Source organism: Ruegeria arenilitoris, from assembly GCF_013032855.1.
In the GTDB taxonomy this organism is placed as follows: domain Bacteria; phylum Pseudomonadota; class Alphaproteobacteria; order Rhodobacterales; family Rhodobacteraceae; genus Ruegeria; species Ruegeria arenilitoris.
The window spans coordinates 268,065-287,014 of record NZ_WQDA01000001.1 but is presented as its reverse complement, the minus strand read 5'-3'; the positions used below and the strand labels follow the sequence as shown (position 1 = coordinate 287,014).

Here is an 18,950-nt window from a genome sequence, read left to right as displayed (position 1 = left end):
TGAGCGGCACGGCGCTTGCCTAATGCGCCTCGGCCCAGTTGGCGCCTTTGCCCGCATCCACCGTCAGTTTCACGTCCAGCTTCACTGCCGGATCGGGCGCGTTTTCCATCACGTCGCGCGCAATCTCGATGGTCTGATCCACCGCGTCTTCGGCCACTTCGAACAGCAGTTCGTCATGCACCTGCAGCAGCATCTTGGCTGGCAGCCCGTCGATCGCCTCGGGCATCCGCACCATCGCCCGCCGGATCACGTCTGCCGCCGTGCCCTGGATCGGCGCGTTGATCGCCGCCCGGCGGGCAAACCCCGCGTGCGGCCCCTTGGCATTGATTTCTGTCGTGTGGATCTTGCGACCGAACAGGGTCTGCACATAGCCATGCTCTTTGGCCAAGGCGATGGTATCGTCCATATAGCGCCGGATGCCCGGGAAGCGTTCGAAATAGCGGTCGATGAAGCCCTGCGCCTCGGCCCGCGGAATGCGCAGGTTGCGCGCCAGGCCAAAGCCCGAAATGCCGTAGATCACGCCGAAATTGATCGCCTTGGCCTTGCGACGGATCTCGGGCGTCATCTCGTCCAGCGGCACGTCGAACATTTCCGACGCGGTCATGGCGTGAATGTCCAGCCCGTCGGCAAAGGCCTGTTTCAAGGCCGGAATATCGGCGATATGGGCCAGGATGCGCAGCTCGATCTGTGAATAGTCCAGCGACACCAGAACATTGCCCGGCTCGGCGATGAAAGCCTCGCGGATGCGGCGGCCTTCTTCGGTGCGCACCGGGATGTTCTGCAGGTTGGGGTCGGTCGAAGCCAGACGCCCCGTGTTCGCCCCGGTGATGGCATAGGATGTATGCACCCGCCCCGTGTCGGGGTTGATATGGGTCTGCAGCGCGTCGGTATAGGTCGATTTCAGCTTGGACAGTTGCCGCCAGTCCAGCACACGGCGCGGCAGCTCATGCTCGGTCGCCAGATCTTCCAGCACGTCGGCACCGGTCGAATACTTGCCGGTCTTGCCCTTCTTGCCGCCTTCCAGACCCATCTTGTCGAACAGGATCTCGCCCAGCTGCGCGGGCGAGCCGACGTTGAAGGTTTCTCTGGCCAGCTCGTGGATTTCAGCCTCTAAACCAGCCATTTTCTGGGCAAACGCGTTCGACATACGGCTCAGCACGTCGCGGTCGACCTTGATGCCATGCATCTCCATCTCGGCCAGAACCGGCACAAGGGGGCGCTCGAGCGTTTCATAGACGGTGGTCACCTGAACCCGGTGCAGCTGCGGCTTGAACAGCTTCCACAGACGCAGGGTGATGTCGGCATCCTCGGCGGCATAGGCGGTGGCCTCGTCGATCGGCACCTTGTCGAAGGTAATCGCCGATTTGCCCGACCCCAGCAGCGGTTTGATCGGGATCGGCGTATGGCCCAGATAGCGTTCGGACAGCGTGTCCATTCCATGCCCATGCTCGCCCGCATGCATGGCATAGGACATCAGCATCGTGTCGTCGATCGGGGCCACATCCACGCCATAGCGCGCAAATATCTTGGCGTCATATTTCATGTTCTGCCCGACCTTCAGGATCGACGGGTCCTCAAGCACCGGCTTGAGCATCTCCAGCGCCTCGTCCAGCGGCATCTGCCCCTCGGCCAGCGCGTCCGAGCCGAACAGGTCGTCGCTGGACCCATCGCGGTGGGTCAGCGGGATGTAACAGGCCTCGCCCGGCTCGATGCACAGCGAGATGCCGACCAGATCGGCGATCATTTCGTTCAGGCCCGTGGTCTCGGTGTCCACGGCCAGCCAGCCGCGCTCATTGGCCTGATCGATCCATTTCCGCAGCGCGGCCGCATCGCGCACGCATTCGTATTTGCTGGCATCGAACGGAATGTCCTCGGCCTGCGGCTCATCTGCCGCCTGCGCCGGAGTATCCGCGATCACCGGCGGTTCGACGCCCAGCTTGTCGGCGATCCGCTTGGTCAGAGTGCGGAACTCCATCTCGGCCAGAAACTCCATCAGCTTGTCCGGATCGGGATCGCGCAGTTCCAGATCATCCAGCGTGAAGTCCAGCGGTGTTTCGCAATCCAGCTGCACCAGCCTCTTCGACAACTCGATCTGATCTCGTTTCTCGATCAGGGTTTCGCGGCGCTTGGGTTGCTTGATCTCCTCGGCGCGGTCCAGCAGCGTCTCCAGATCGCCGAACTCGTTGATCAGCAGCGCCGCCGTCTTGATCCCGATCCCCGGCGCGCCCGGTACGTTGTCCACGCTGTCACCGGCCAGCGCCTGCACATCGACGACGCGCTCGGGGTAGACGCCGAATTTCTCGAACACCCCCTCGCGGTCGATGCGCTTGTTCTTCATGGCATCCAGCATCTCGACACCGTCGCCCACCAGCTGCATCAGGTCCTTGTCGGAACTGACGATGGTCACCCGCCCCCCGGCCTGGCGCGCCTGGCAGGCCAGCGTGGCGATGATGTCGTCGGCCTCGTACCCCTCCAGCTCTTTGCAGGCGATATTGAAGGCCTCGGTCGCCTGCCGGGTCAGCGGGATCTGCGGGCGCAGGTCCTCGGGCATCGCCTCGCGGTTGGCCTTGTAGAGGTCGTACATGTCATTGCGGAAGGTGTGCGAGCCCTTGTCGAAGATCACTGCCAGATGGGTCGGCGCGTCAGGGCCGTGGTCGCCATCCACGTAACGCTGCAGCATGTTGCAAAAGCCCGAAACGGCGCCAATCGGCATCCCGTCCGATTTCCGCGTCAGCGGCGGAAGGGCGTGATAGGCGCGAAAGATGAAGGCCGATCCGTCGATCAGATGCAGATGGCAGCCTTTTCCGAATTTGCTCATGCGCGCTCTCCCTGTCGGTCAGGGACGGTTCTGCCACAGGGGCAGCCGGGTGACCAGTCAGGAACGCGCCCTAGCCGCCAAACAGACCGCTGAAAACATCCGAGAAACTGTTCAGCAGCGCCATGATGACCAGCGCACCGAGGAACGCGAAAAACGCCATCGCGAAGAACTGGAACAGGATCGCGCCCGTTCCGATGACCAAACCGGCGATGGCCGGGCGGCGTTTTTCGTGCCGCAGGATGCCGATGACCGAGACGACGATCGCCAACCCGCCCAGCATGGCGACGCCGATCTGCAGAATGTCATCCAGATCGCGGGTGGGCGCGACCGGCGCAGGCTGCTCCATCCCCGCGGCGGCCCGCAGGGTCGATTTACCCAACTCGGCGGCCAGTTCGCCCAGCGTCACGCCGGTGGATTGCTGCGGTGCGAACGGCCCTGCCCAGAACACGAACAAGGCTGCGAACAGGGCCAGTACCGCAAGCATAAACCCGGCCCAACCAAAAACCGGATTGCCGGTATCAGCAGCAGTCATATCGGTCATCATTCGCACCTACGTTGGTCACACCAACGCACTAGGCGAAAATCGCGGCGAGATTTGGGCAGACCGAGGTTGGGCGGGCAATCAGTGTTGCTGTGCGTCCTTCAGAACATACTTGCAATCGCAATAGGGGCACTCGACCCAGCCCTGATCCTCGGGGATCTGCAACCAGACGCGCGGATGGCCCAGCGCGCCCTCGCCGCCATCACAGGCGACACGGCTTGTCTCGACGATCTTGGTTTCCGGAGCTTCGATTGTCACGGCGTGCGATCCTTCACTGGTTGTCGGCCTCGCGGGCATGCATTAGGTGCGTTTATGAGGGATCAGGAAACCGGGGGCAAGAGCCAGCAATGACCGATGCAGCGATCAGCCTTCGCGGCCTGCGCAAAACCTATCGCGGCGGCAAGGGCCAGCCCGAGAAACATGCGCTGAAGGGCATCGATCTGGAGATCCCGCGCGGATCGGTCTTTGGCCTGCTGGGGCCGAACGGGGCCGGCAAATCGACCCTGATCAACATCCTAGCGGGGCTGGTGATCAAGACCGCAGGCCAGGTGACGATCTGGGGCTATGACCAGGACCGCAACCCGCGCCAGGCCCGCGCCGCCATCGGGGTGATGCCTCAAGAGCTGAACCTCGATCCGTTCTTCACCCCCCGTGGCGCGCTCGAGGTGCAGGCGGGGCTCTATGGCGTTCCCAAATCGCAGCGGCGCAGCGACGAGATTCTCGAACTGGTCGGCCTCCGCGACAAGGCCGAGGCCTATGCCCGCACGCTGTCGGGCGGGATGCGGCGGCGCCTGCTGCTGGCCAAGGCACTGGTGCACCACCCCAAAATCCTGGTTCTGGACGAACCCACCGCCGGCGTGGACATCGAACTGCGCCAGATGCTGTGGGCCAATGTGCGCAAGCTGAACCAGCAGGGCATGACCATCATCCTGACCACCCACTACCTGGAAGAAGCGCAGGAGATGTGCGACGAGATCGCCATCATCAACCACGGGGAAAAGGTCGCGCAGGACAGCACCGCCAACCTGCTGGGCCGCATGGACGGACGCACCATGGTCATCACCCCCGAGGCCCCGGTAACCGACCTGCCCGCCGCCCCCGGCGTTCAGGCCAGCCTGCGCGACGACGGCAGCCTGGCGCTGCACTACCGCAGCCCGGAAACCAGCGCCGAGCAAGTGCTCGAGGCGGTCCGCCAGGCCGGCATCCGCATCCGCGACGTGCGCACCGAAGAGGCCGATCTCGAGGACGTGTTCCTTGCCCTCACCTCCTCGCGCGCCGACGATGCCCCGGCCGACGATCAGGACCAGCCGCGCCGGGGTCTGCACCGGGTCAAGCTGTGACCCGGTCGATCCGCGCCTGATAGCAGTTGTTCCGGGCCGAGCGTACATGGATATAGGCCACCTCGGGGCGGGCAAGTATTGCATCCACCGCCGCGCTGATCCGTCCGGTGGGTGTCACGACGCCGGTACCGTAGACAATCCGGTCATCGCGGCCATAGCCCTTGATCAGATAATCGGGCGATGAGGTCAGAACCTCTGGCAGATCAGTCCCTTCATACCGTTCACAAGGGCTTGCACACAGGAAGATCGGCCCCGTTTCGGCATAAGGATGTGTCTCTGCAAAAGGCCGATGGGCCAGAATCAGCATTTCTGCACCTTCGGGAATGTGCTGCAAGCAATGGCGGCACGGATTTCCGGTTCCGGTTGATACCGCGCGTTCAGGCGCGTGTCCGTAGGCATCGGGCGCGCCTGCCTGAAAGGCGCGTACTTCGTCGGTGGGCAGGGCGGTGATCTTGAACATCTCGAGTCTCCTTTTGTTGCCCTGACAATGCGCCTGCCACACGCGGGCAGACGACCCGTTTCCTGCGCAATGCAGACAGGGACTCGAAAAAGAACAAAACGTGAATATAATGTGGAATCGCCATGTATGCCGAGCTGTCGATCACGTCGAACTTCACCTTCCTCACCGGGGCCTCGCACCCCGAGGAGTACATGGAGCGCGCCGTCACCCTGGGCCTGCCCGCCATCGCCATCGCCGATGACAACTCGGTGGCGGGCATCGTCCGCGCCCATACCCAGGCGCGCGAGATCGCCCGCAAGGTGCACGAGCGCCGCGCGTGGGAGGAGCAGAACACGCCCATCGGCCCGCCCTGCCCCGATCACATCCCGAAACCGCCCTCGTTCCCGGTGCATGCGGTGCCGCGCCTGATCCCGGCGGCGCGGCTGATCTTTACCGACGCCCCGCCCGTCACCGCCCTGCCCCTCAACCGGCAGGGCTGGGCCAGCCTGTGCCGCCTCCTGTCCACCGGACGGCTGCGCGCGGCCAAGGGCGACTGCATCCTGCACCTGTCCGACCTGTTGGAGTTTTCCGACGGCCTCCACCTGCTGCTCTGGCCACAGGCGGGCCGTCCGACCGGCGGCGCGAGCGGATGGCGGACACAGGCGCAACAGCTGACGCGCCGCTTTGCCGGGCGCATGCATTTGCTGATGCATCCGCGCTATGACGGGGCGGATTCGATGTTTTTCCATTTGTTAGAGACTGAATCGCGCCATCTGGGCCTGCTCACCATCGCCAGCGCCGCACCGATGATGCATCACGGCTCGCGCCGCCGGCTGGCCGATGTGCTGACCGCGATCCGGCTGCGCCGCAAGGTGGACGATCTGGGCCGTCACGCGCTGGCCAATGGCGAACAGCGCCTGCGGTCCGAGGCCGAGATGCTGCGCATCTTCAAGGGGCATGAAGGCGCTGTGGCCCGTGCGTATGCGCTCAGCCAGGACCTCACCTTCTCGCTGGACGAGCTGCGCTATGAATATCCCAGCGAGGTCAGCGGCACAGAAACCCCCGCCCAGCGCCTGCACCGTCTGGCGCATGAGGGGCTGGCCTGGCGCTATCCCGCTGGCGCACCCGAAAAGGTCAAGGCGATGCTGGCGCATGAGCTGACCCTGATCGGCAAGCTGAAATACGAGCCCTATTTCCTGACCGTCCGCGACATCGTGCATTTTGCCCGCGGCCGCGGGATCCTGTGCCAGGGGCGCGGCTCGGCGGCCAATTCGGTGGTCTGCTATTGCCTGGGCGTCACCTCGGTCAGCCCTGAGATGGGCACCATGGTGTTCGAACGCTTCGTCTCCGAGGCGCGGGACGAGCCGCCCGACATCGACGTGGATTTCGAACATGAACGCCGCGAAGAGGTGATCCAGCACATCTATGAACGCTATGGCCGCCACCGCGCGGGGCTGTGCGCCACGGTGATCCACTATCGCGGCAAGCGCGCCATCCGCGAGGTGGGCCGCGCCATGGGCCTGACCGAAGACACGATTTCCGCCCTGTCCTCGCAGCTGTGGGGGTTCTTCTCGGCCTCGGGGCTCGAGGCGGAACGGATGCGCGAAATCGGCCTCGACCCCGAGGATCGCCGCCTGAAACAGACTCTAACACTGGTAAATGAGATCAACGGCTTCCCCCGCCACCTGTCCCAGCATGTGGGCGGGTTCATCATCACCGAGGGCCGCTTGGACGAGCTGGTGCCCATCGAGAACGCCACGATGGAGGACCGCACCGTCATCTGCTGGGACAAGGATGACATTGATACGCTTGGCATCCTCAAGGTCGATGTCCTGAGCCTTGGCATGCTGACCTGCATCCGCAAGGCCTTTGACCTGATCGCCCAGCACCACCAGACCAGCTATACGCTCGCCACCCTGCCGCCCGAGGACCCGGCGGTCTATGACATGCTGTGCCGCGCGGATTCGGTCGGCGTGTTCCAGGTGGAATCACGTGCACAGATGAACTTTCTGCCCCGGATGCGGCCGCGCAATTTCTATGACTTGGTTATCGAGGTCGCCATCATCCGCCCCGGCCCCATTCAGGGCGACATGGTGCATCCCTATATCCGCCGCCGGAATGGCGAGGAGGAGGTCAGCTTCCCCTCGGACGCACTGGGCGAGGTGCTGGGCAAGACGCTGGGCGTACCGCTGTTTCAGGAACAGGCGATGCAGATCGCCATCGTCGGCGCGGGTTTCACCCCCGAACAGGCCGACCGGCTGCGGCGCTCGCTGGCGACCTTCAAGAAACACGGCAATGTCAGCGAATTCCGCACCCTGTTCCTGCGCGGGATGCAGCGCAACGGCTATGACGCCGAGTTCGCCGAGCGCTGTTTCTCGCAGATCGAGGGGTTCGGCTCCTACGGCTTCCCCGAAAGCCACGCGGCCAGCTTTGCGCTGCTGGTCTATGCCAGCGCCTGGATCAAGTGCCACCATCCGGGGATTTTTGCCTGCGCGCTGCTGAATTCGCAACCAATGGGGTTCTATGCCCCCGCCCAGATCGTGCGCGATGCGCGCGAGCATGGCGTGCAAGTGCGTCCGGTCTGCATCAATGCCAGCTTCTGGGACAACGTGATGGAGCCAGACGGCCATGGCGGGCTGGCCCTGCGGCTGGGCTTTCGCCAGATCAAGGGCCTGAGCGAAGAGGACGCCAGTTGGCTGACCGCCGCGCGCGGCAACGGCTACCACCAGGTTGACGACGTCTGGCGCCGCGCGGGCCTTGGCCCCTCGGTGATCGAGCGTCTGGCCGAGGCCGATGCCTTTGCCGCCTGCGGCCTGACCCGGCGCGAGGCGCTGTGGCAGGCCAAGGCGATCGCCACCGCCAAACCCCTGCCCCTGTTCGCGCAGGATCTGGAAGGCGAGGCGCTGGACGAACCCGCCGCCCATCTGCCGCAGATGTCGCTGGGCGAGCAGGTGGTCGAGGATTACGTCGCCACCCGCCTGAGCCTGCGGGCACACCCGGTGGCCCTGTTGCGGCACCTGCTGACGCCGGGGCAGCGCGACAATTCCGCCCCTGCATCCGGGCCGAAAAACGCGGTATCTGCCCGGAACAGAGCCTGAATCGAAAGCCCCGATCATGACCCGGCCCGTACTGCCCCCGCGTTTTCCCGCCACGCCCGACCAGATCCAAGCGCAGGTCACCGCATTCTACGCCCGCGTCCGGCAGGACCCCCTGCTGGGCCCGATCTTCAACCGCCACGTCACCGACTGGCCCGCGCATGAGGACCGGATCGCCGCCTTCTGGCGCAACGCCATCCTGTACGAGCGCGGCTACAGCGGCAATCCGCAGCGTGTGCATATCGAGCGTCCGGACGTGAAACCCGAAATGTTTGCCCATTGGCTGGACCTGTTCGAAGAGGTCGCCCACGGCACCCTGCCCCCGGAAACGGCCACGCCCTGGGTGGCGCTGGCCCGACGCATCGGCGCGGGGATGCAGGCCGGTGTCGCGGCCGCCCGCCAACCGGCCGGGGCTCCGCCGATCCTGCGCTGAACGGCCGGCCCTGCAGGGATGTTAGCGGTAAAGTTTGGACTATCCGACTCTGCCGATTGGGTTTAATCAGGCCTCAGACACCTGCCACAGCATCCAATCGCCCGGGACCAGCCAGATGAGCACACAGAACTCGACCCTGCAGGGACTTGGCTTTGCCTTTCTCGGGTTTGCCGTCTTTGCCACCCATGACGCGCTGATCAAGACGCTGGGCGGCACCTATTCCGTGCTGCAGATCATCTTTTTTGCCACGCTGTTTTCCTTTGTGCCGATGGCGGTCACGATCCTCGCGGACCGGACCGCTGGCAATTTTCGGCCGCATCACCCGTGGCTGGTGATGCTACGCTCGGGGCTGATGGTCACGTCGATGTCCTGTGCCTTCTACGCCTTTTCGGTCCTGCCCCTGGCCGAGGTTTATTCGCTGCTGTTTTCCTTTCCGCTGATCGTCACCGTCCTGTCGATCCCGATACTGGGCGAGGTCGTGCGCGCCCAACGCTGGGCCGCAGTGGGCGTGGGCCTGATCGGAGTGCTGATCGTCCTGCGCCCCGGCGCGACCGAGATCACCCTCGGCCACCTTGCCGCCCTGACGGCCGCGTTCTGCAGCGCCTTCGCATCCGTGCTGGTGCGCAAGATCGGAAACGAGGAACGCTCGGCCGTGCTGATCCTGTATCCGATGCTGCTGGCGATCGCGGTCATGAGCCTTGCGCAACCAGCGGTCTATCAGCCGCCTTCGCTGATCCATCTGGCGATGATGGCCTTGGTCGGCGTGTTCTCGGTGATCGCCCAGCACCTGATCATCCTGGCCTATCGCGCGGCGCCCGCCGGCGTGGTCGCGCCCAGCCAGTACAGCCAGATCATCTGGGCCACGATATTCGGCGCGGTGTTCTTCGGCGAAAAGCCCGACAAATGGGTGGCCGTGGGGGCCGCGATCATCATCGCATCGGGCATCTTCGTCGTCTGGCGCGAAAGCCGGGCAAATGTATCGCCGAACAAGCCGGTTTTGCGCGTCCGCTCGCCGCGCTCTGACACCGGCGCCTCGGCGCGGCCGGGGTCATAACGCGGCGGCTACTGATCCTTCAGTCTGATCTTAAGGCCGCCGTTTTCGCCTGTTTCCTCGAACTTTCCGGTGGCTCGTACCAAGTCGCTCAGCCGCTTGAAGCCATAAGTTCGCGTGTCAAAATCCGAATAGTTCATACTGAGCTGACTACCTATCCAACCAAGGTCCGCCCAGCCGTCCGGTTCCTCGGACTTAAGCACGACATTCCGAATCAACTGGAACGCATGATTCAGTTCTTTTTTGGGCTGAACTGTCTTTACCTTCTCGCCGCCATTCGTCTCTTCCTTTTTGATGTTCTCAATAAGAATGAAGCGGTTGCAGGCTTTCTTGAAGGCGTTGGGCGTCTTTTCCTCGCCGATCCCAAACACGCTCAACCCTTGCTCGCGGATTCGGCTGGCCAACCGCGTAAAATCGCTGTCTGACGACACCAGCACAAAGCCGCCAAATCGGGCAGAATGCAGTATATCCATGGCATCAATTACTAGGGCGATATCCCCTGCGTTTTTACCGGTGGTATTGGCGAATTGCTGGTGCGGAACGATGGCGTATTCCGCCAGTTTCTCAGCGCTCCAACCCTGTAGCGTGCTGTTCGAAAAATCGCCATAAATCCGGCGCAGACCGGCCTCACCCAATGTGGCAACTTCTTCGAAAATCTCGGCAACATGCTTTGCCGGTACGTTTTCGGCGTCAATCAGAACGGCCAAACGTTCCGTTGTTTCAGTGGTCAATTTGATCTCTCTATTCAGATATTCATCAATGTCCTGATGATAGGCGACAAAAAGGGCGGGATAAACCCCGCCCTTGCAATTTCCGATTGTCAGTAAACCACCACCGACCGGATGCTTTCGCCCTTGTGCATCAGGTCGAAGCCGGTGTTGATGTCGTCCAGACCCATGGTGTGAGTGATCATCGGGTCGATCTCGATCTTCCCTTCCATGTACCAGTCGACGATCTTGGGTACGTCCGTGCGTCCACGCGCGCCGCCGAAGGCGGTGCCGCGCCACGATCGGCCGGTGACCAGCTGGAACGGACGGGTCGAGATCTCGGCCCCCGCGGGCGCCACGCCGATGATGATCGATTCGCCCCAGCCCTTGTGCGCCGATTCCAGCGCCGCGCGCATCACCTGCACGTTGCCGGTGGCATCAAAGGTGTAATCTGCGCCGCCCTTGGTCAGGTTCACCAGATAGGGGACAAGATCGCCCTCGACCTCGGACGGGTTCACGAAATCGGTCATGCCGAATTTTTTGGCCATTTCGACCTTGGCGGGGTTCAGGTCAACGCCGACGATCTGATCGGCCCCGGCCAGACGCAGGCCCTGGATCACGTTCAGGCCGATGCCACCCAGGCCGAACACGATGGCGCGGCTGCCGATTTCCACCTTGGCGGTGTTGATCACCGCGCCGATGCCGGTGGTCACGCCACAGCCGATATAGCAGATCTTGTCGAACGGCGCGTCCTCGCGCACCTTGGCCAGTGCAATCTCGGGCAGAACCGTGTGGTTCGAGAAAGTCGAGCATCCCATGTAATGCAGGATCGGATCCCCATCCAGCGTCGAGAAACGCGAGGTGCCGTCGGGCATCAAACCCTTGCCCTGCGTCTCGCGGATGGCCTGGCACAGGTTGGTCTTGGGGTGCAGGCAGTATTCGCACTCGCGACATTCGGGGGTGTAGAGCGGGATCACGTGATCGCCCGGCTTCAGGCTGGTCACGCCCGGGCCGACCTCGACCACGACGCCGGCACCCTCGTGGCCCAGAATGGCCGGAAACAGGCCCTCGGGGTCGGCGCCCGACAGGGTGAATTCGTCGGTATGGCAGATGCCGGTGGCCTTGATCTCGACCAGAACCTCGCCCGCCTTGGGGCCTTCGAGGTTCACGTCCATCACTTCCAAGGGCTTGCCCGCCTGAACGGCGACGGCGGCACGGGTTCGCATGTTGCTTGTCTCCCTGTCTTGTTTGACCCGACCCTGCGTCAAATACAGGGTGTTTTCAACTGCGCTTTCATGGCAGTCTCTGTAAGCTTTTGATATTTCAGAAACGACATTGCCGAAAAGAGGAGCGCCAATGTACCGGTTCATCCCGATCCTGATCGTCCTGGCCGCCTGCGCCGAAACCGACCTGCCCGAACCGGGCTCTGCCGAGGTGGATGCCGCCCCGGTGGATCTGGCCTTCTGCAAGGGCGAACCCTTTGCCCAGTCCGTGGGGCAACCGGTCTCGACCATTCAGGCCAGCCTGCCGGAACGGAGCCGCGTTCTGGGCCCCGATGACATCGCCACGCAGGATTACCGCATCGACCGGCTAAACGTCTATGTGAACGGAGCCGGGGTCATTCAGCGGCTGACCTGCGGATAAGGCGGACTCGACTCGGGGCATGATTCTCAGATAAGAACAAAATGAGAACACTTTGATGTCTGCCCGATGCCCAAACGCCGAATACTCTCGCTGTGGTTCCCCCGTCTGGGGGCCGAACGGCTGATCCGCGCCGCGCGGGGCCTGCATACAGGCCCGCTGGCGGTGGTGGCCGAACAGTCGAACATGCAGGTCATCACCTCGCTGAACACTGATGCACAGGCCGCCGGTCTGCGCGTGGGCCAGCCGGTGCGCGATGCCCATGCCATGTGCGCGGCCCTTGTCACCCGCCCCCGCAACGCCCCGGCCGAGGCTGCTTTTCTGACCGCGCTGCGCCGCTGGGCGGGCAAGTTCAGCCCCTGGGTCGCCGAAGAGGCGCCCGATGGCCTGATCGTCGATCTGTCGGGCTGCGCCCACCTGTTCGGCGGCGAAGAGGCGCTGCTGGACGTGATCGAAACCGACTGCGCCGACATGGGTCTGAGCGTGCAGATGGGCATTGCCGACACGCTGGGCGCGGCCTGGGCGCTGGCGCGCTATGCCGGGCAAGAGGCCACCTCGGACCGCAGCGGCGACGCCATCTCCCAAGAGGCCCGCGCCACCCGCGCCCGCGCCGGCAAGCGGCGGCACTGGACCAAGGGCGGTGCCGCGCCGCAGGTGGTGGCCGTGGGCGGCGGGGCCCGGATCGCGCCGCCGGGGCAGGCCTATGGCGCGCTCGCCCCCCTGCCCATCGCGGCGCTGCGGCTGGACGACCAGACCGTGGCGCAGCTGAACCGGCTGGGCCTGCGGCGGATCGGCGACCTGCTGGGCCAGCCGCGTGCCAGTTTGGCCCGCCGATTCGGGCGCGGGCTGGTGCTACGGCTGGATCAGGCGATGGGCAGCGCACCCGAGCCGGTCTCGCCCGCGCGGCCCCCGCATCACTTTGCGGTGCGGATGACCCTGCCCAACCCGATCGGCCTGGCCGAGGACGTGATGGCCGCCATCGACCGGATGCTGCCGACCCTGTGCGCCCGGCTGGAAGAAAAGGCGCGCGGGGCGCGGACCCTGCGGCTCGAGGCGCACCGCACCGATCAGGCGGCCGAGATCATCGAGATCGGACTGGCCCGGCCGAGCCATGACAAACACCGCATTCGCCCTTTGTTAGAGATGAAAATCGACCAGATCGACGCAGGCTATGGCATCGACATGCTGCGGCTTGCGGCGGTGCAGACCGAGCCGGTGCATGCCCGCACCCTGACCGGCCATGCCGAGGCCAGCCGCGCCGTCCGCAACCGTCTGGAGGGGAACACGGCGCTGGACGATCTGATCGGAAAGCTGGGCGCGCGGGTGGGGCTCGAGGCGATCACGCGGCAACACCCGGCGGCTTCGCACATCCCCGAGAAAACCGCGCAGACGCTGGCGGCGGCCTGGTCGGAACCGGCCCGCGACTGGCCCGTCCCGCCGCGCCCGCGCCCCCTGCTGATGTGGCGGCCCGAGCCGGTGATGGCCCCCGACCACCCGGATGTGCCCACCAGCTTCCGCTGGCGCGGGCGCGACTGGCAACTGGCGCAGGCCACCGGCCCGGAGCGGATCGCCCCGGAATGGTGGCTGGACGACCCCAACTGGCGCAGCGGCGTGCGCGATTACTGGGTGGTGGTGACTGAACAGGGCGAGCGGCTGTGGCTGTTCTACGGCCATGGCGGCACCATGTCGGCGGGCTGGTTCTGCCAAGGGTGCCTTGGTTAGAGTCTATTTTCCACGATAGACCAGAATATCCGGAAGGTAATCGATCAGCCGGATGACCCACGAGAACGGCGCCGGAAAGTCGGTCCGGAAGCGCCGGCGCGCCATTGCGCGCAGCACGCGCTGCGCGGCGTCTTCGGGCTCCATCAGCATCGGCATCTTGAAGCTGTTCTTGTCGGTCAGCCGGGTCTTGATGAACCCCGGATTGACGATGCGCACCGTCACCCCGGTTCCGGCCAGGTCATGCCGCATCGTTTCGGCCAGCGAGATCAGCGCCGCCTTGCTGGACCCGTACCCGATCGCCGCAGGCAGTCCGTGATAGCCCGCCAGCGACCCGATCAGGGTAATGTCGCCACGCCCCGCCTTCACCATGGCCGGCACGGTTTCCCCCAGAACCCGCAGCGCGCCTGAGTAGTTCACGTCGCTGATGGCCAGCGCGGCTTCGGTCTGCCAGTCCTGCGCGCGCATCGGCTCATAGGCCCCGGCGTTGTAGACCAGACCGTCAACTTGGCCGATCTCGGCCACGGCGCGGCGCACCTGCGCCAGATCGGTCACGTCCAGCGGTACCGCACGGGCATTGGGCAGCGAAGCGCAAATCTGCTCCAGCCGCTCGGCATTGCGTGCGGACAGCACAAGGTGCGCGCCCTGACCGCCCAAGGCATCGGCCAGCGCCCGGCCCAGCCCTTCGCTGGCGCCGATGATCCAATAGATTTTTCCGTCAAAACTACTCATACCGCGCGGTTCACATGTGCCGAAGCGTGAACAGCCGCGGTCTTGGGTTGGGTTGTCTCGACCATAACACCTTTCATTACGCGGAAGGGCATACCTCGGATCACCAGCAAACGCGATTGATGCAATCCTGACGCACAGCCCGCCGATCAGCGGGAAACAGGTAAAAACATGGCCCGGATTTGATCCGCTCCGGCCTACCCTGCGTATCTTATTGTAAAATGTCGCATAAAGAGGATGGCATGTTCGACGAAACCCGGGGCGTACGGAAAAAAATCGCAATTGTAGGCGCAGGCATCTCAGGATTATCAGCGGCTTATTACCTGTCGGAAAGTCACGACGTCACCCTGTATGAGGCCGAACCCCGTCTGGGCGGACATGCCCGCACGGTGATGGCCGGCCGCAATGGTGATCAACCGGTTGATACCGGGTTCATCGTCTTCAACTATGCCACATATCCCTTTCTGACCAAGCTGTTCGGTGAACTGGACGTGCCGGTCATCAAAAGCGAGATGAGCTTTGGCGCCACCATCGACAATGGTCGCATCGAATATGGCCTGAACAATCTGCGCACCATCACCGCGCAGAAGCGCAACCTCGTGCGGCCCTCCTACTACAAGATGATCGCCGACATCCTGCGCTTTGGCAAAGAAGCGCCCGAGGCCGCCCGGGATGATGACACCACGATTGGTGAGCTGGTTGACCAGATGCGGCTGGGCCACTGGTTCCGCAACAATTACCTGATGCCGATGTGCGGCGCGATCTGGTCAACTCCGGTGGAGTTCGTCGATCAGTTTCCGGCGCGGTCGCTGGTGCAGTTCTTCCGCAACCACGCCTTGCTGTCCAGCAAACGCGGCGCCCAGCACCAGTGGTGGACGGTAAAGGGTGGCAGCATCGAATATGTCCGCCGGCTCGAATCCGCGTTGCGCGGCCGGGGTTGCGACATCCGCCTGGGCGCGCCGGTCTCTAACGTCGAACGCGATGCCTTGGGCGTGACCGTTCAGGCGCAGGGCCGCTCGGATCAGTATGACGAGATCATCCTGGCCACCCATTCCGACCAGTCGTTGGCCATTCTGGGCCAGAACGCCACCACCGACGAGGCCGCGGCGCTGGGCGCGATCCGCTATCAGCCCAACCGCGCGGTCTTGCACTGCGACCCCAGCCAGATGCCGCGCCGCCGCGCCTGCTGGTCCAGCTGGACCTACCGCTCGCAGGCGGGCAACGTGGGCGTGACCTATTGGATGAACCGGTTGCAGAACATCCCTGAAAGCGACCCGTTGTTCGTCACCCTGAATCCGTCTTCCGACATCGCGCCAGACAAAATCTATGACGAGGTGGAATTCGCCCATCCGGTGTTCGACAAGGCCGCGCTGAAAGCGCAGGGCCAGATCCGCGAGATGCAGGGCCGCAACCGGACCTGGTTCGCCGGCGCCTACAACCGGCACGGGTTCCACGAAGACGGAATCGCCAGCGCGATGCACGTGGTCGGGCTGTTGACCGGCGATCCGCAAACCAACGGAGCTGAAAATGCGATATCTGATCCAAGCGTCGCTGTCCCGGTTACGGCCAGCCCGTAACGCAGCGATCCTGAGCCTGGTTCTGCTGGCCCCTGCCGGGCTTGCGGCCACCCCCGTCACCAACCTGCTGCCCGATGCCGAGCTGCGTGGCACTGCCACCTTCCGGTTCCTCGGTCTGCCGATCTACGACGCGCAGCTGTTCACCAAAGGCGGCGGCCCGCTCAGCTGGTCGCAGGATTTCGGGCTGAAGCTGACCTATCGGAAATCGCTGAAGCAGAAGGCGCTGATCGAATCCACGCTGGACGAGATGGCCCGGCAGGGCAACAGCGCCCCGATCGAGGCGCAGTTGAAAACCTGCTATCAGGCGGTCGGCGCCGGTGACAGCTACCTGGCCGTCACCAAAGGCCCCGACGCGATCGAGTTCTGGCGCAACGGGCGCAAGACCTGCACCCTCTCCTATCCGGGGATCAAGCGCAGTTTCATGTCGATCTTTCTGGGCAACAACACCCGGTCCGCCGCCTTTACGCGTCAGCTGCGGGGTCAGTGATGCTGTATCCGCGTGTCAGCCTCTATGCGCTGATGCTTGCTGCGGCGGGTATCCCGCTCTACATCCACTTGCCGCGTTTCGCGGCGGTGAACCTCGGGATCGGCCTGGGCGTGATCGGCACGGTTCTGCTGCTGATCCGGCTGGTGGATCTGGTGCAAGACCCGCTGATCGGCTGGGCCATTGACCGCTGGCCCGGCGCGCAGATGGGTTTTGCCGTCTTGGCCGCCGGAGGTCTGGCGGTCGGTTTTCCGCTGTTGTTTTCGCTGCCGCAGGGGGCGAGCGTCGGCGTCCTCGTGGCGATCCTGATCCTGCTGTTTTCCGCCTACAGCCTGGGCACCATCCTGCTTTATGGCCGCAGCGCGACGCTGGCGAAACAGGCCACCCCGCGCGAGTTGATGACCCTCGCCGCCTTTCGTGAGGGTGGGCAACTGGCCGGCGTGGTTCTGGCCGCCAGCGCACCGGCGCTGTTCGTGGCCTTGGGCGCGGGCGCACAAGGCTATCCGGCCTTCGGGCTGTTTCTGGGCGCGCTGGCGCTGGTCACCATGGTGCTGACATTGCCGATCTGGCGGCGCGCGCCCGTCACCGGGCGGGGCCTGTCGTTCGACGGGCTGGGTCAGGCCGGGGCCCTGCGTCTGCTGGCGCTGGCGCTGGTCAACAGCCTGCCGGTTGCGATCACCTCGACCCTGTTCTTGTTCTTCGTCGAAGACCGGCTGCAATTGCCGGGCAAGGCCGGGCCGCTGCTGATCCTGTTCTTCCTCAGCGCCGGTGCCACAGTGCCGCTCTGGGCGCGGCTCAGCAACCGGATCGGCCCGAAACAGACTCTGATCATCGCGATGCCACTGGCCATTCTGGGCTTTGTCGGCGCGGCCATGCTGGCGCCCGGCAACCTGGCCGGGTTTGCGGTTATCTGCCTGGCGTCGGGGGCGGCGCTGGGGGCGGACATGGTGGTTCTGCCGGCCATGTTCTCGGTGGTGCTGACACGCGCGGGGCTGAATGCCTCGGCCGCCTTCGGCATCTGGTCTTTCGCCGGCAAACTGGGGCTGGCATTGGCCGCATTCTTCACCCTTCCGCTGCTGGAACGCAGCGGCTTTGTGCCCGGTCAGACGAATTCGGCGCAGGCGTTGGAAACGCTCAACCTGGCCTATGCCGTGCTGCCCTGCATCCTGAAACTCGGCGCGTTCGGAATGGTCCTGACGCTGCCTACAGAGGTACCCGCAAAATGACATTCCTTCTGATTGCCGCACTGGCCGTACTGGCCCTGATCGCGGTCAAAACCCGCCTTCTCAGCTTTCGTGCGCAATCGCCGTCGGATTATGCCGGAACCGGCCCCGATTTCTCGCTGAAGGACAATCTGAACGGGGAAATCCTGTCCGAAGGGCTGATCTATGGCCCGACTGGCAAGATGTCGAACAGCTTCGTGGCGCGGATGATCGGGGAATGGAACGGCAGTTCCGGCACCCTGACCGAGTATTTCACCTATTCCAACGGCAAACAGATGACCCGCAAATGGTACCTGACCATGGGCACAGGTAACAGTTTTACCGCAACCGCCGAAGACATCGTCGGCGAAGGCCGCGGTGTGATCTCGGGCGCGACGGTCAAACTGACCTATCGTATCGTTCTGCCGGAAGACGCCGGGGGCCATACCCTGGACGTCACCGACTGGATGTACCTGACCGAGAGCGGGGCGATCATGAACCGCTCGGAAATGCGCAAGTTCGGCCTGAAGGTGGCCGAGTTGGTCGCCACGATGCGCCCCGCCCCGCCGGAAAAGACGGCGCATGTGCCCGGCGCAAACGGTCATGACCGAACCGCCGACCCGAGGGCTCTGCAATGACCCGACTCATGAAACGACTGGCCTTCGCGTGCCTGCTGCTGACAGCGGCCTGTGCCTTCAAACCGAAAGTTCCGACCACTTTCCTGTCGGACCGCCAACTGAACCTCGAAGAGTTCTTTGAGGGCCACACCGTGGCCTATGGGCAGTTCCAGGACGTTCTGGGCAATATCCCCCGCCGGTTCACGGTAGACATCAACGGGACATGGGATGGCCAGACCCTGACTTTGGTCGAAGACTTCGTCTATGACGACGGCGCCACCGAACAGCGCATCTGGACCCTGACCAAAACCGGCGAGGATACCTGGACCGGCACCGCGCCCGGCGTTCTGGGCACCGCGTCGGGAACCGAGCGTGGCGACACGTTCAACTGGAAATACCGTATCGACCTGCCGGTGAAGGACGGCACGATGCGCGTCGATTTCGACGACTGGATGTGGCTGCTGGACGATGACCGCCTGCTGAACCGCGCCTACGTCTCGCGCTTTGGCATCCGGCTGGGCGAAGTCGTGCTGTTCTTCGAAAAGAAGTAACCGCGC

The 18,950-nt window shown here is 64.1% G+C and carries 18 protein-coding genes; 11 read left to right on the top strand and 7 right to left on the bottom strand.

The features are described 5' to 3' along the window. Positions 1 to 19: 19 nt before the first annotated feature. The 3 genes from polA to GOW72_RS01305 all read right to left on the bottom strand — a co-directional run bounded on the left by polA (position 20) and on the right by GOW72_RS01305 (position 3,617). The gene (gene polA / locus GOW72_RS01315; RefSeq protein WP_170364582.1) at positions 20 to 2,818 is read right to left on the bottom strand and encodes a DNA polymerase I; all 2,799 of its coding nucleotides are present in this window, start codon (positions 2,816 to 2,818) and stop codon (positions 20 to 22) included. A gap of 70 nt (positions 2,819 to 2,888) precedes the next feature. After that, positions 2,889 to 3,359, bottom strand: coding sequence for a hypothetical protein (locus GOW72_RS01310; RefSeq protein ID WP_170364580.1), 471 nt, complete (start codon positions 3,357 to 3,359; stop codon positions 2,889 to 2,891). Positions 3,360 to 3,440: 81 nt separating this feature from the next. Further along, the gene (locus GOW72_RS01305) at positions 3,441 to 3,617 is read right to left on the bottom strand and encodes a zinc-finger domain-containing protein (protein WP_005980050.1); all 177 of its coding nucleotides are present in this window, start codon (positions 3,615 to 3,617) and stop codon (positions 3,441 to 3,443) included. A gap of 89 nt (positions 3,618 to 3,706) precedes the next feature. On the opposite strand from GOW72_RS01305, the gene GOW72_RS01300 reads away from it, so the two are divergent. Beyond that, positions 3,707 to 4,699 carry an ABC transporter ATP-binding protein gene (locus GOW72_RS01300; RefSeq protein ID WP_170364578.1) on the top strand — a complete coding sequence of 331 codons (993 nt, stop codon included), beginning with the start codon at positions 3,707 to 3,709 and terminating at the stop codon, positions 4,697 to 4,699. Here the strand turns inward: GOW72_RS01300 and GOW72_RS01295 are convergent. Beyond that, entirely contained in the window at positions 4,689 to 5,159 is a 471-nt protein-coding gene (locus tag GOW72_RS01295; RefSeq protein ID WP_170340942.1) for a DUF1203 domain-containing protein, read from the bottom strand. The genes GOW72_RS01300 and GOW72_RS01295 overlap by 11 nt on opposite strands. Positions 5,160 to 5,281: 122 nt before the next feature. Between GOW72_RS01295 and GOW72_RS01290 the strand changes: the two genes are divergently transcribed. From GOW72_RS01290 to GOW72_RS01280, 3 genes are all read left to right on the top strand, one after another. Then, the gene (locus tag GOW72_RS01290; RefSeq protein ID WP_170364576.1) at positions 5,282 to 8,236 is read left to right on the top strand and encodes an error-prone DNA polymerase; all 2,955 of its coding nucleotides are present in this window, start codon (positions 5,282 to 5,284) and stop codon (positions 8,234 to 8,236) included. A gap of 16 nt (positions 8,237 to 8,252) precedes the next feature. After that, on the top strand, positions 8,253 to 8,666 hold the full coding sequence (locus tag GOW72_RS01285) for a group III truncated hemoglobin (RefSeq protein ID WP_170364574.1): 414 nt from the start codon (positions 8,253 to 8,255) through the stop codon (positions 8,664 to 8,666). A 115-nt stretch (positions 8,667 to 8,781) separates the two neighbouring features. Then, entirely contained in the window at positions 8,782 to 9,720 is a 939-nt protein-coding gene (locus tag GOW72_RS01280; RefSeq protein WP_170360399.1) for a DMT family transporter, read from the top strand. Positions 9,721 to 9,728: 8 nt separating this feature from the next. Here the strand turns inward: GOW72_RS01280 and GOW72_RS01275 are convergent, their stop codons facing one another. Beyond that, positions 9,729 to 10,448 carry an NYN domain-containing protein gene (locus GOW72_RS01275; protein ID WP_170364572.1) on the bottom strand — a complete coding sequence of 240 codons (720 nt, stop codon included), beginning with the start codon at positions 10,446 to 10,448 and terminating at the stop codon, positions 9,729 to 9,731. 89 nt (positions 10,449 to 10,537) lie between these two features. Next, entirely contained in the window at positions 10,538 to 11,650 is a 1,113-nt protein-coding gene (locus GOW72_RS01270) for an S-(hydroxymethyl)glutathione dehydrogenase/class III alcohol dehydrogenase (RefSeq protein WP_170364051.1), read from the bottom strand. Between the two features lie 130 nt (positions 11,651 to 11,780). On the opposite strand from GOW72_RS01270, the gene GOW72_RS01265 reads away from it, so the two are divergent. Both GOW72_RS01265 and GOW72_RS01260 read left to right on the top strand, forming a co-directional pair. Continuing rightward, positions 11,781 to 12,068, top strand: coding sequence for an I78 family peptidase inhibitor (locus GOW72_RS01265; RefSeq protein ID WP_170341819.1), 288 nt, complete (start codon positions 11,781 to 11,783; stop codon positions 12,066 to 12,068). 66 nt (positions 12,069 to 12,134) lie between these two features. After that, complete coding sequence (locus GOW72_RS01260; RefSeq protein ID WP_170364570.1) at positions 12,135 to 13,787, top strand: DUF6504 family protein; 1,653 nt, start codon at positions 12,135 to 12,137, stop codon at positions 13,785 to 13,787. A 3-nt stretch (positions 13,788 to 13,790) separates the two neighbouring features. Here GOW72_RS01260 and GOW72_RS01255 read toward each other — a convergent pair whose 3' ends face one another. Beyond that, positions 13,791 to 14,516 carry an SDR family NAD(P)-dependent oxidoreductase gene (locus GOW72_RS01255; protein WP_170364568.1) on the bottom strand — a complete coding sequence of 242 codons (726 nt, stop codon included), beginning with the start codon at positions 14,514 to 14,516 and terminating at the stop codon, positions 13,791 to 13,793. A gap of 239 nt (positions 14,517 to 14,755) precedes the next feature. On the opposite strand from GOW72_RS01255, the gene GOW72_RS01250 reads away from it, so the two are divergent. From GOW72_RS01250 to GOW72_RS01230, 5 genes are read left to right on the top strand one after another with little or no spacing between them, the layout of a single operon-like run. Next, positions 14,756 to 16,090 carry an NAD(P)/FAD-dependent oxidoreductase gene (locus tag GOW72_RS01250; RefSeq protein ID WP_170365976.1) on the top strand — a complete coding sequence of 445 codons (1,335 nt, stop codon included), beginning with the start codon at positions 14,756 to 14,758 and terminating at the stop codon, positions 16,088 to 16,090. Next, positions 16,041 to 16,577 (top strand): hypothetical protein, encoded by a 537-nt coding sequence (locus GOW72_RS01245; protein WP_170360385.1) that lies wholly within the window; start codon positions 16,041 to 16,043, stop codon positions 16,575 to 16,577. The genes GOW72_RS01250 and GOW72_RS01245 overlap by 50 nt, the downstream gene beginning before the upstream one ends. Next, positions 16,577 to 17,800, top strand: coding sequence for an MFS transporter (locus GOW72_RS01240; protein ID WP_170364556.1), 1,224 nt, complete (start codon positions 16,577 to 16,579; stop codon positions 17,798 to 17,800). Before GOW72_RS01245 ends, GOW72_RS01240 begins: the two co-directional genes overlap by 1 nt. Next, on the top strand, positions 17,797 to 18,414 hold the full coding sequence (locus GOW72_RS01235) for a DUF3833 family protein (RefSeq protein ID WP_170364552.1): 618 nt from the start codon (positions 17,797 to 17,799) through the stop codon (positions 18,412 to 18,414). The genes GOW72_RS01240 and GOW72_RS01235 overlap by 4 nt, the downstream gene beginning before the upstream one ends. An 8-nt stretch (positions 18,415 to 18,422) precedes the next feature. Continuing rightward, complete coding sequence (locus tag GOW72_RS01230) at positions 18,423 to 18,944, top strand: DUF3833 family protein (protein WP_170364402.1); 522 nt, start codon at positions 18,423 to 18,425, stop codon at positions 18,942 to 18,944. Positions 18,945 to 18,950 lie beyond the last annotated feature (6 nt).